Genomic DNA, 12277 nt, shown 5'->3' on the forward strand with positions numbered 1-12277 from the left:
TGCTTTTACATATTTTTAAATTATTGTCCAATCGATAGCTCCATCAGAATACGCCAGACATTCATAGGAAGCCATTCATCATAATTTTTTAGATGGTTATATGATGGTAATTTTACCGTATGAGGAATATCAAAAAAAGGAGTCCCTTTTTTGAGCTCCTGTTCTACACCGGCATACAGCGCCCTGAAATAATTTTGCATAAAGGTAACATCACTTCTGTCTCCTTGTACACGCACATGGGCCATATATACCTCTTTAAACTTAAGTTCCTGAATTTTTTCCAGACTTTTAACCCATGCTTTCGGACTGGCATCAGGTAGATAGGCATACAATACCCGATCGGGTACTACCAGATCCACCACAAAAATGGCGTTGTGTTCAGCAAATCGAAACACCGTCATTCCCGCACCATGGTTAGCTCCAAAATAATGTAATTCTAAAACCTGCCCATTTCCAAAATCATAAGACTTATATGCTCCTTCCCAGACTACTGTAGGAGTAATTACATCGGTATGTGGGGGTATATTATTTTTAGCCTCACGATGAGCAATATAAGTGGTTTCCGGATTTTTAAATACCTGGCCTCCACGAATATGATCCCAATGATTATGACTATAGAAAACTTTGGTAATAGGTTTTTGAGTTATTTCTCGAATTGCAGTTAATGTTGCTTCAGCTCTTGCAGAATCCAAAGGGTCAATTACAATAACCTCTTTATCGGTGATGTAGAAACAAGAGAAAGCCCTGTCACCTACAAAATAAAGGTTATCCTTGACCTTTATGGTTTTAATATCTTGAGCACATGTCACATGAGGGAATCCAAAACTAATAACCAGGATAAAAATTATTTTTTTGAGTTCAATCATCTTTTTTCTAATTCTATGGTCCGGTTTGTTTTTGAACTTTTTATAGCGGCATCTAAAATTTTCATAACGATCATGTTGTTTTCTAAGGAAGACGGATCATAGGGCTCAAGAGTTATTTCATTACGTATCACCGCTGCAAAATAGGAGAATGGATCATTCATAGGGGCTTCGTTTTCCGCCAACTCATACGATCTTTCCTGGTAACCATCATAACCTTCAGCTATGCGCATTCGGAGATTATGTCGGTTGTCAGCATAAATAACTCCGGTCAAACCATAGATTTCCATATCCTTTCGTCCTATTGGCCAATTCCAGGAAGCTTGAATTGTAGCATTCGCTTTGGCATAATTGAGTAATATGGTTGCGTCATCATCCACTTTGGGATTATTTTCAGGCTGCAGCTGTTGAGTGACAGCTGTAACAGTTAGTGGAATCTCACCTTGCATTAACCAAGTCATTAAATTCACCCCATAACAACCGAAATCGGTGATGGCACCGCCTCCATTTTCTTTCGGATCTGTCAACCATTCTAAAAACTCCTTATTAACACCTATTTTCTTGGGTCCTTTATGTCCGTCGCGAATGACAACTTTTCGAATAGCGCCAACAGAATCTTTACGTAAGAATTCCATGGCTTTATGATTGGTAGGATACCAGGTGGTTTCATAATTGGTAAGGAGATGAATTCGGTGCTTTTTAGCTAAGGATTGCATTCGTTGTGCATGGTCTAAACTTACAGCCAAAGGCTTTTCTACCATAACATGAATACCACGTGGAGCAGCTTTCTCAACAACCTCCAAATGGTCATATATGGTGCCAAATGCACATACGGCTTCTGGTTTTGTGGCCTCGATCATTTCTTCCATAGTACGATATACCATACTAATTGGAAAATTATTCAGGCGAGCATAACGTTCTGCTAATTCTCTATTGGGTTCAACAATCCCCACAATTTTAATAGTACCCATTTTTTCACTGTCAAAAATCCATTGTACATGTGAATGGGTAAGCCCAACTACACCAATGCTTACAGCCTTATTTTGTGAAAGAAGTTGTGAACTAATAAAAATAGATAGAAGGAGCGGGACTAGTTTTTTTAGGATCATTTAAAGCGTTCTAAGTTGTACAATAACAATAATTCTGAATTGTATAGTTGAATTAATACCTTACTAATTTAGCACATTATCACCGATTATTGTAATGGCTTTGGGTTAATTATAAAACCAATAATTAATTCGCGTCGTTAATTTCAATCCAATACCCATCCGGATCTTGTATAAAGGTTTGCCGCATACCATCAGGACTTTTTTGGGATAAGATGTTATATAACGGTTATGATTAACGATTAAATATTAAGTAGGAGGGGTAAAGCCTTCATCATAAATATACTAAAAAAAGAACCCTTTAAAAATAGTATACCTAATCAGTAGCCTGTCAGGTATAAAGAGACCATATGTTAGAACCCGGCAGGACTACACTGTAATAAAGATGCAGCTTAAGCTTGATAGGTAAGTCGATCCAAGGAAGCTGCTATAAAGAACATAGCCAATAATATCCCTACATAAGGTATCTATTCATTTTCGTTATTGAGAAATCTCAAACCGTTGTATAAGGCCAATAATGGGACCGAGCGATGGTTTTCATGTTCAAAGTACTCCAATTTAAATTGAAGCGGTTCATTAGATTTGCTGTTTAACAACGCATATAAACGATCATGTCTTTTTTTGTTTCGGGCATAATTAGCTTCCCCCTGATTAGCGGTGGCCATGTATATCTTTTTTTTTAAGCATGATGAGCTGACCATTTCAGTTTTCCTTTTCATGGTCTCCTCATCCCACCATATACTTGGGTCTATACAAAGAAAAGCGTCAAAGTTTCTGTGTTCGTCCATATAGGCATTTAAGGTGAGAAGGCCACCCAAAGAATGTCCTATAAGCGTTCTGTGAGGTAATGTTCGGTAACGTTGGTCAACATACGGAATGAGCTCTTTTTCTATGAAATCTAAAAAATTATTACCTCCACCCATCGTATTCGGACGTTTAGTTTTTAGTTTCGTTACAGTAAAATCACGCTCACGGTCAATATTTTCAATAGCGACAATTATAGTCTCCGGCATTAAATAATTTCTGTTGATCCTCGAGCTCATAAAATGAACAGTTCCAGTGGCCGTTTTAAAGAAGGTAGCACCATCTAAAAGAATTATCAGTGGATAGCTCATGTTGTTATGAGCATCATGATAAGAGTCAGGCAGACTTATTAAGCATGTTCTGTCTTCATTGAGAATAGTAGAATTAATGCTAAATTCCTTTACAGGTTGTATGGTGTTTTCGGACTGCCCAAAAAGTGATGATAAACAGCTGAGGTAAAACAAAGCCAGAAGCTTAACAGAGTACTTCATAAGGTGAGTGTTATCGGATGGTATTTAAAAATTGAAAATTATTTATCGTCCTGAGTAAATATAAATAAAACTGCCATAACTTATGATTTAAATGTGTCCTGCTAATTTCGAAGGAGAATAAATTTTTACGATAGTTATTGAACCCACGGTTCCTTTAAAGCAGCATTACTGATATTCTTTCCATCGTATAGACTTAGCCCATTCCAGGTACTAAACCAGATCTGCCCTTTTTTATCTTGGTAAATGCTTTGAATGCCATTGGTAGCTAACCCGTCTTTGGTTGTAAATAGAACAAACTGTTTGCCATCATAGCGATACACTCCGTGATTTTCTGCCGAAAACCAAATATTACCTTCGCTATCTTCCAAAAAGTTATAAGCTTCTATACCTTGAATAAGGCCGTCTTTCGTGAAATTAATAAACTTCCGACCGTCGTATTTGCTGACGCCACCATAATAGGTGCCGATCCAGATATTTCCTTCATGATCTTGTAGCAGATCCGCAACATGGTTATCGGGAAGTCCGTTATTTACTGTGAAAAATTCAAATCCTTTTCCATCATATTTGCTGATGCCATAACCATCAGTAACGAACCATATATGATCATTTAAATCGATAAGAATATCACTGATTCTGTTTTCAGACAACATCGGCTTTGGATCAGATACCTTCGCTTTGTCCACTTTAAAGGTTTCAAATTGATTTCCATCAAACGTGCTCACTCCTCCAACGGTTCCAACCCAAAGGGTGCCAGATTTATCAATGGCCAGGGTCCAGACTTCATCGTTGGCTAACCCATCGGTAACCGTATAGTTGGTAAATGATTTTCCGTTATAACTGGTGAGACCTTCCGATGTTCCCAACCATATAGTGCCTTCCTTATCCTCGATGATCGCTCTTACCGCACTGCCCCCAACTCCATGCTGGGAGGTAAATTGCCTAAGTAATTTATGATCGTAATACAGGACTCCATTATGATTCGTTCCAAACCAAAAATGCCCTTGGTTATCTTGATATATTTGCCAAACGAACTCAGTAATTACCCCATTAAAAGTTGCATGGGATAGCGTGTCTGTTGCTTCTTTTTCAAACATAAGAGGAAGCGAATTGTTGTGATCAGTGGTACTAGATTTTACAGGAGGAACTTCTGAAATTTTATTTGATGTATTATCCTTACATCCCAAAAAGAACAACCATAGGGGCAGGAAGCGTAATAATTTCATATTCAAAGTCATCATAGGATGGTTTATAAAAAATTCATAAATATCAGTTTTGAACCATAGTGCGACAACCCTTAAAAAGAAGATGAATTCGATATAAATGAAAAGATTATATACCAACACCATTTCATGCCTTAGCATAAAAATTAACACCATATTTTAATAGAAGTATGCAATGAATCCGGAAACATATAGTGAAGATACATTATTGGTTTTGAAGACACACTATTTTAAAAACTTTACCTGAGGTAGATAAAAGACATTTTTTTCATTATTAATTCGAATGGTATTGACGAGTATGAAAATTAAGTTGATAAGATATAAAAGTCCAAATGTCATAAAAAAGGTTCTTAAAGAAATAGTTTTCAGAACCCCAACCTTTGAATTGATAAGCAAAACGATAGGAAAGAAAAATAGAATCAGAGTCCATGTTATTTCAAAGTTGATTAGGTTTTTACCAATTTCATTGATGTCCTTGATTTTATCTTTTTTTGCGCTCCAAACTATAAAAGGTATTAATATTCCTAACATAGGGAATAGTAAAAAGCTCAGAGCGGACAAGTTCATAAATGTTAAGTATCTTTTGTCAACTATTATTGAGGAATCCATCAATTCATCCGGATTTACATTTAATCCTTTAATTAATCTGTTTAGAGATTCGCCCGTTGGTTTTGACTCCCCATTTTCAATCCGTTGAATGGTCCTTAAACTTAAACCGGATTTTTCAGCCAAAAGCTCCTGAGACATTCCTTTTTGGCTTCTTAATTCCTTTACTCTGTTGGCTAATAGGTCCTTATCCATTTTCTATAGTTTAATTCTTAATAACAGTTACTTTTTTACGCTGCATGACAATAATAGTAATGACTCCAACTAAATATCCGGGAATTATTTGAATAAATGAGCCATATACAATATGATTCAATAATGCTTGTCCAAAATTACTAAAGTATTGGCCATAATGAGTACCGATTCCCCAATGAGAATCAACCCACCAGGCAATAGCTACCGGAATCCTTGAAATAGGTGAAAGAATGCACAAACTAAATAAAAGAAGAACATAGTGCCTCCTTATCTTATACAATTTTATCCCCCAGTATATGGAAACCCCTATGGTAAACCATAAAAGTCCGATTAGGAAAATGATATTTTCAGAGAGTCCGGTTAATTCGAGGCAATAACGAATTGGAGTAATAGCAATGGCTATCAAGAGTGGGGGTTTTACAAGCTCTAATGCTTGCCGCAATAGAGATTTTTTAATTTTCATTTCCATTAACATATGAATTTAAATAACTGAAACAAAGTTATATAGTCTCCTAAGCATTGATGACGTCATCAATACGACATCTTTACGTCATCTATGCGGAAAACATATCCATACCCGGAAAGTGAATATTTTAGGGGTAAGGTGCCAATAAATAAATCGAGAAGATATGTGAAGTTTAACCTATTGATTCCTTGATAGAAGGGACAAAACTTCATAAAGTAGCCTCATGATAGGTGAGGAATTAATCGATCGGTCTTAGAAATAAAGATCGATAGTTTTTAAAATGCCATGGAATTAGAAATGTATTTCCTAAAACCATTGCTGAAGTAATAATAAGGTTGCCTTGCATATGTAGAGCTATAGAAATTAAAAATATATTGATCACCACAGGCATCATAAGTATACTGGAGATCACCACAAACCGGTTAAAGAATAGCAATACCCCGATAATTATTTGAAGATATCCAATAGCATTCCAATAAAAGCCGGTTTCATACATGGCATTAAAGTAGGCTCCAACCGGATTATCAATGGGCAGGGTCGTAAATTTTACACCTGGAAGTTTCCTGATGCCGGATATTATAAATGTGATTCCCATACCAATCCTTGCACACCAGTACAAAAAAATGAAAGCCTTATTCCGTTTGATTCTGTCAAGTGGATCCATAGAATACTGTTTTCATGTTAGACGATACAGTTCTGAATTTGCTACAATGGTTGAGAGGGATAACAATCTTGGCTATGATTGGAAGTATTTAATCAGAAATAGCCCAACAAAATTTAAACATCTCCGTAATTGTAACAGGAATTAGTCCCAATGTCTAACCATTTCTTTAGAAAATATTGTTTTTCTGAACTCGCCAGGCTTCTTTTCATTCATTAAACTCAAGGGGCCTTTCTCCTTAATTAATTCTTGAAAATGGATCTCTCTGCTGTCATATTGTTCTTTGTCGGTATAGGTGGTAATGAGAATTAAATGAAAAGGTGCCTCTTCAGTATATGGAGTTTCTAAAATTTCATAAGAATGAATATAACCTTTTTCTATAGCCATATTCCTGATTAATTTCCAATTGTTTTGATAGTAATGAATAGCCTCTTGATCGTTATTGTTTAAAATTTCAATAAAATCCATCGTTGAGATCAAGGTGTTTTGTTGGGCATAACTACCATAAAAGCTGAATGTTAATGTAATGAATAACAATAGGGTTTTCATGATTTTTTTATTAAAGTTTAAACAATATGCATATGATCTCACATTAAAATCTGAAATGTTACTAAAAGTAGGTAAATTTCATACTCATCAACCTTTCTGATTAATATACCTTGATAAGTTATTTGTCTATATCAAACAATTCAATGGTATAATCAAATAATGCAGAATCTCCCCATGTACCATGGCCTGGAATTACAATAGCCACCTTCGGGTACTTCAATTTAATTTTACGAATCGTTTCTGACCAGTCATTGACATTCGCATCTACCAGGTTTCCTTTGGATGCTCCAATACTTTTAATAAGACAGCCACCAAAAATAGCCTCATCAACAGGAAAATAGCCTATGATATTGTCTTTGGTATGACCTTCACCATAGTAAGCTGCATAAACTTTCTTATCTCCAATATCGACACTCAAACTATCATCAAATTCATTAATTGGGTTAGAAAACTTTTTCCCGCTTTTCTCAAGTAATTCTATGGTTTGATTACTGGCATAGATTGGTATATGATATTGCTCAAATACAGGAATCCCACCAACACAATCTTCGTGAAAATGAGTTGGGATCAATGCAATTGTTTTACTATGAAGGTCATCAGAAATAAAATTAATTAATTCCAATGAACTTGTGTTGTAGGTAGGGGTATCAAAAATTACAACCTCTTGTTCAATTACAACGAGCATACCATTACAAGCTACTTTTCCATAATCGTTAGTGTTCAAAAAAGAAATGTGTTTATATACGTGTTTTGAAAGTCTCTTAATAATCAAATTTTCAGTCCGATAAACAATTACGCTATCAGTCGAATCGCTGTGGGTGGTATTCGAACTCATTTCTTGTGCTGTCTGAGTGTGTTCAGCTGGTGATCCCTTGCATGAATTGAAGCCAGTTAAAGTAATTAGTGAAAAGGCTATAAATAATTTTGTCATATAGATGTTCTTCTATTTTTTATTTATTGAGGTTATAGGGTTCTTTAGCGAAATGTATATATGTGAATTTAATAAATTTTGTAGAACAATAAGTAGAACAAGAATTTTTGTTTTAAACTGTTGATTGTCAATGTTTTTTATCTTGTTTATTGATTGTATTTTCAGTAGTTTAGTAACTTCATTGGAGAATATTTATTCATTTAATCCCTTAAGTTATGAAACGAATTAAATCTTCTCCCCAAAATTCTTTCTTAACCTCATTTTTGTTAAAAAAATTCCTGAATCTTTTTCGTACTCACATCATCTTAGCTATAAGCTTAATGTTACTTCTTTTTGTTTCCTGCGGAGAAAATGTCAAGGAAAAGAAGGATGGTGAAAGTGATCTGGAATCAGGTTTAATGTTGAGTCATATCGATAGTACCGTAACACCGGGAGATGATTTTTCGGAATTTGCCAACGGTAAATGGTATAAAACTGCTGAAATGTATCCGGGAACTCCGTATAATGGGACCATGATAGAGGTAATCTACAGGGCCGAAGATCAGATAGGAGAAATTCTAAAAGAGGTCGTAAATGGAGGTGATTACCCATCCAATTCTCCTAAGGGACAAATTAAGGCTTTTTATAAAAGCTATATAGACACTTTAACTCGGAATGAACTTGGAGCAAAACCCTTAAAAGAAGGTTTAGATAAAATCTTCGGAACTAAATCAAGTACAGAATTAGCCGGAATGATGGGATTGCCAACCATTCCTTCTATTTTTAGTGGCCAGGTATTTTTAGATTCTAAGAATACGGCACGCTATATTTATTATCTGGAACAGGCAGACTTGGGAATTCCAAGTCAAGAATATTATCTAAAAAAAGATGCGCCTTTTCCGGCCATTCGACAAGCCTATAAAGAATATATAGAAAAGATATTTAGATTAGCAGGAATCGATCAACCTGAAAAACGAGCTAAAACCGTCTTGGATCTGGAATCCGCTATGGCACAGAAGCTTTGGACTAAAACAGAACAGCGTGATAAAAATAAAATGTATCACCTGATGACAGTTGAGGAATTAAAATCTTACGCCCCGGGATTTGATTGGGATGCTTTTTTTGAAGCTAAAAACACGGATAAAATTACAGAGTTGGTGGTACATACCGATACTGCTATTAAAGGAGTTTCAGAAATCTATGGGAATTGCCCATTAGCAGATCTGCAAACACTTACAGCGTTTTACTATATTAATGGTATGGCTTCCCTGCTTTCTGCTGATTTTGAAAATGCAAATTTTGAGTTTTTTAGTAAAACCCTAATGGGAATTCCGCAACAACGTCCATTAGAAACTAAAGCCAAAGCTGCCTCCAATCAGGTTTTGAACTGGCAGTTGGGGAAATTGTATTCTGATAAATATTTAACCCCGGAAATTGAAGAAAAGGCGAATATATTGGTAGATTTTATGAAAAAGGCTATCCTGGCAAAATTAGAGGCTAATGACTGGATGGATGAGCCTACCAAAAAAGAGGCCATTGAGAAATTTAAAAACATACATTGGAAAGTTGGTAAACCAGAGAGATTAATTGATCAGTCAAGTCTTGAATTCAAGGATAATGATTTGGTGGGCAATATTCAAAAAATAAATGTGTGGAAGGCAAATGATGAATTGAACCGTCTGACAGAACCTAAACGCGAATGGGAATGGCTTCGCGAAGAACAAGTTGTAAATGCGTATTATCAGGCAGAAATGAATGATGTGGTTATTCCTATTGGGATTTTACAACCACCTATTTTTGATCCAAAGGCAGATCCGGCCGCCAATTTTGGAGGAATCCTAGCGGTAGTTGGTCATGAGGTTAGTCATGCTTTTGATGATAAAGGAAGTAAGTCGGATGCTAACGGACTATTGCGAAATTGGTGGAGCGAAGAATCAAGGAATGAGTTTGAACGAAGAGCAAATATATTAGTCGATCAATATAATAAATATGAACCGATACCAGGTGTACATCTAAATGGTAATTTAACCTTAGGAGAAAATATTGGTGATATAGGAGGAGTGGCCTTAGCCTATAGCGCATACAGAGAATATGTCAATCAGGAACAAGGAGGTGAAGCCCCTATTATTGATGGACTAACAGGCGATCAGCGTTTTTTCATTGCGTATGCCCAACTATGGAGTTGGATAACTACTGATGCCTATGCACGTCAGGCAGCAATGACAGACCCACATAGCCCCGGTAAATTTCGTGCCAACGGAGTGGTGCGAAATATGGATGTATGGTATGATACATTCAAGGTGCAACCTGGAGATTCTTTATACCTTGCTCCGGATGATAGGGTGCAGATTTGGTAATAATAAACTCTTTAGAAACTTATAATTATAACGTAAAATGAAAAAATATATTAAAGGAATCGCTTTGATAGGCCTATTAATAGGATCATATTCATTAAGCCTGGCTCAGGATTGCGAAGGGTATTATCCGATGACAGAAGGTATACAGTTCGAAACAAAAAATTACGATAAAAAGAACAGATTAAAATCGACAAACCAACATGTAGTTAAAGAGGTTTTTGAAAAAGATGGACAAACCATAGCTGTTGTTCATACAATAACAACAGATGATAAAGGAGAAGAGTTAATAAATACGCAATATGAAGTTGTTTGTGAAGGAGGGAATATCACCGTCAACACCCTTAAAATATTAAAAGAAAAACTCACCGCTACCTTATCAGAGAATGATTCTGATGCCGAAGCCAATGTAACTGGTACAAATTCAGTGATGCCAAATAATATGAGGGTAGGACAAGAATTACCAGATTCAACTATGGAAATGGAAATCATGGCAGGGAGCGTTAAGATGGATTTTGGGGTGAAAAGCTTTAATAAAAAAGTGGTTGCCGAAGAAACCATTAATGTCCCGGCAGGCACCTATGATTGTATGGTAGTTACGGAACACACAGAAACAAAAATGATGATTACTAAAAAGACCACTTCTAAATTATGGTATGCCAAGGGAGTTGGCTTAGTTAAACAAGAAGAATATAATAAAAAGGGCGATCTGGTAGGCCTGACCGTATTGACTAATTTTAAAGATTAATACGCTGCCGATTCCTAATAATGGATTGTTGAAGATTATAAATAGTGACCTTTTCATGTAAAAAAAGCCCCTTCACCATCTTAAACCTTTCCTATGCTGAATTAAATAGATTGTTAATCGAAGGTATCTTTAGTACTGATTTTACAAAAATTAAGGTGATGATCGAAGGTGCAAAACCAATAAATAGTGAAAAGTAAGTTTGATAAGGTTCTTGTAATGCCATATTTCCAGTTTCCTGAAATAAAAGCTGTCCATAAGGTTGGGTATCATAAAAGAGGGTATTAATAAAATTCCAACCCAAATGAAAGCCTAACGGCATCAGTATAGATTTGGTTTTTGCATAGGTATAACCCCAAACATATCCTGTGAAACCAGTAGTGAGTAATACATACAATAAAACTATAATTCTGGAACCAAGGAGGCCATAAGAAAACCAGTGATATACACCAAAAGCCACCGCTGATAAAAAAATAGCCCGGTACATTCCCAATCGTTTAATTAAGAGATATAAAAGAGCTGCACGGAAAATAAGATCTTCCGTTAGAGCCGACTTTAAATGATACCAAAAAGAACCAAAAAGAGAGCGATAATCAAAAGATTGATTTAAGCTCCAGGAGATACCATTAACCTGGGTTTCAATTAGAATGAAAAGTAGTTTAAGAAAAATGATAAAACTTAATCCAATTATAAATTGCTGTAATCCATTCTTGACAGGGCGAAAACCTAAGACACCTAGGTTTTCTTTCTCAAAATAATGTAGCAATAACCACGATACACCAAGGATTATAAGAATACCGATCATATTATGAAACTTTTCCCTTCGACTGGGTTAGTAAACCTATCTTTTTATTTTTCCAGAGCTTGATTAAAATAACCCCCAACAATACATTTACAACAGAGTAATACATCAAAAGCTCAAAATCGGTTTCGGGGAATGTTTTTGATTGAGCGATATAGGCTGTCGCTATCAAAAGAATAATACATATTAGTAAAATCGAAATGGTGACCTCCCTGAAAAACGTTACTCTTTTTTTTGAACCATTAAGTTGATTGTTGTCCAAATCATCTAAGGTGAAATTCAAAAACTTTGAAAGAATTTTTAGCGTAGAAATTCTCGGGGTGACCTCTCCCTTTTCAATACGTTGAATGGAGCGTAGGCTAATATTGGAAATGTCCGCTAAATCCTTTTGTGTATAATTTAATTGAATCCTTTGTTCTTTTACGATTTTGGCTATCATTTGCTGTTTGTCTTTATACATCGTAAAATTATATTTAAAGGTTAAAGAATGAAGTGTCATAGGCAC

At 35.6% G+C, this 12277-nt stretch carries 13 protein-coding genes; 2 read left to right on the top strand and 11 right to left on the bottom strand.

Going from position 1 to position 12277, the window contains the following annotated elements:
* Nucleotides 1-20: 20 nt before the first annotated feature.
* From BM361_RS10720 to bla, 9 genes are all read right to left on the bottom strand, one after another.
* Nucleotides 21-866 (bottom strand): MBL fold metallo-hydrolase, encoded by an 846-nt coding sequence (locus BM361_RS10720; protein WP_074978758.1) that lies wholly within the window; start codon nucleotides 864-866, stop codon nucleotides 21-23.
* Nucleotides 863-1972 carry a Gfo/Idh/MocA family protein gene (locus tag BM361_RS10725; RefSeq protein ID WP_074978760.1) on the bottom strand — a complete coding sequence of 370 codons (1110 nt, stop codon included), beginning with the start codon at nucleotides 1970-1972 and terminating at the stop codon, nucleotides 863-865. The genes BM361_RS10720 and BM361_RS10725 overlap by 4 nt, the downstream gene beginning before the upstream one ends.
* A 464-nt stretch (nucleotides 1973-2436) precedes the next feature.
* Entirely contained in the window at nucleotides 2437-3264 is an 828-nt protein-coding gene (locus tag BM361_RS10730; protein ID WP_074978761.1) for an alpha/beta hydrolase, read from the bottom strand.
* Nucleotides 3265-3398: 134 nt separating this feature from the next.
* On the bottom strand, nucleotides 3399-4502 hold the full coding sequence (locus BM361_RS10735; RefSeq protein WP_175496576.1) for a ligand-binding sensor domain-containing protein: 1104 nt from the start codon (nucleotides 4500-4502) through the stop codon (nucleotides 3399-3401).
* 207 nt (nucleotides 4503-4709) lie between these two features.
* On the bottom strand, nucleotides 4710-5285 hold the full coding sequence (locus BM361_RS10740) for a helix-turn-helix domain-containing protein (protein WP_074978763.1): 576 nt from the start codon (nucleotides 5283-5285) through the stop codon (nucleotides 4710-4712).
* Between the two features lie 10 nt (nucleotides 5286-5295).
* On the bottom strand, nucleotides 5296-5754 hold the full coding sequence (locus tag BM361_RS10745) for a hypothetical protein (protein WP_139226705.1): 459 nt from the start codon (nucleotides 5752-5754) through the stop codon (nucleotides 5296-5298).
* Nucleotides 5755-5989: 235 nt separating this feature from the next.
* On the bottom strand, nucleotides 5990-6415 hold the full coding sequence (locus BM361_RS10750) for a DoxX family membrane protein (protein ID WP_083425926.1): 426 nt from the start codon (nucleotides 6413-6415) through the stop codon (nucleotides 5990-5992).
* A gap of 141 nt (nucleotides 6416-6556) precedes the next feature.
* The gene (locus tag BM361_RS10755) at nucleotides 6557-6961 is read right to left on the bottom strand and encodes a hypothetical protein (protein WP_074978769.1); all 405 of its coding nucleotides are present in this window, start codon (nucleotides 6959-6961) and stop codon (nucleotides 6557-6559) included.
* A gap of 118 nt (nucleotides 6962-7079) precedes the next feature.
* Nucleotides 7080-7796: a subclass B1 metallo-beta-lactamase gene (gene bla, locus BM361_RS10760; RefSeq protein ID WP_394364646.1), complete on the bottom strand. Its 717-nt coding sequence runs from the start codon at nucleotides 7794-7796 to the stop codon at nucleotides 7080-7082.
* A gap of 311 nt (nucleotides 7797-8107) precedes the next feature.
* Here bla and BM361_RS10765 point away from each other — a divergent pair, with 311 nt between their 5' ends.
* Together BM361_RS10765 and BM361_RS10770 are read left to right on the top strand one after the other, a co-directional pair.
* On the top strand, nucleotides 8108-10228 hold the full coding sequence (locus tag BM361_RS10765; protein ID WP_074978773.1) for a M13 family metallopeptidase: 2121 nt from the start codon (nucleotides 8108-8110) through the stop codon (nucleotides 10226-10228).
* A 37-nt stretch (nucleotides 10229-10265) separates the two neighbouring features.
* Nucleotides 10266-10973, top strand: a complete 708-nt coding sequence (locus BM361_RS10770) for a TapB family protein (RefSeq protein ID WP_074978774.1) — start codon at nucleotides 10266-10268, stop codon at nucleotides 10971-10973.
* A gap of 91 nt (nucleotides 10974-11064) precedes the next feature.
* Here the strand turns inward: BM361_RS10770 and BM361_RS10775 are convergent, their stop codons facing one another.
* Nucleotides 11065-11775 (bottom strand): CPBP family intramembrane glutamic endopeptidase, encoded by a 711-nt coding sequence (locus BM361_RS10775; protein WP_074978776.1) that lies wholly within the window; start codon nucleotides 11773-11775, stop codon nucleotides 11065-11067.
* A 1-nt stretch (nucleotide 11776) separates the two neighbouring features.
* The gene (locus BM361_RS10780) at nucleotides 11777-12271 is read right to left on the bottom strand and encodes a helix-turn-helix domain-containing protein (RefSeq protein WP_083425927.1); all 495 of its coding nucleotides are present in this window, start codon (nucleotides 12269-12271) and stop codon (nucleotides 11777-11779) included.
* Nucleotides 12272-12277: the final 6 nt, after the last annotated feature.

This window comes from Zhouia amylolytica (assembly GCF_900116365.1).
Lineage (GTDB): Bacteria > Bacteroidota > Bacteroidia > Flavobacteriales > Flavobacteriaceae > Zhouia > Zhouia amylolytica.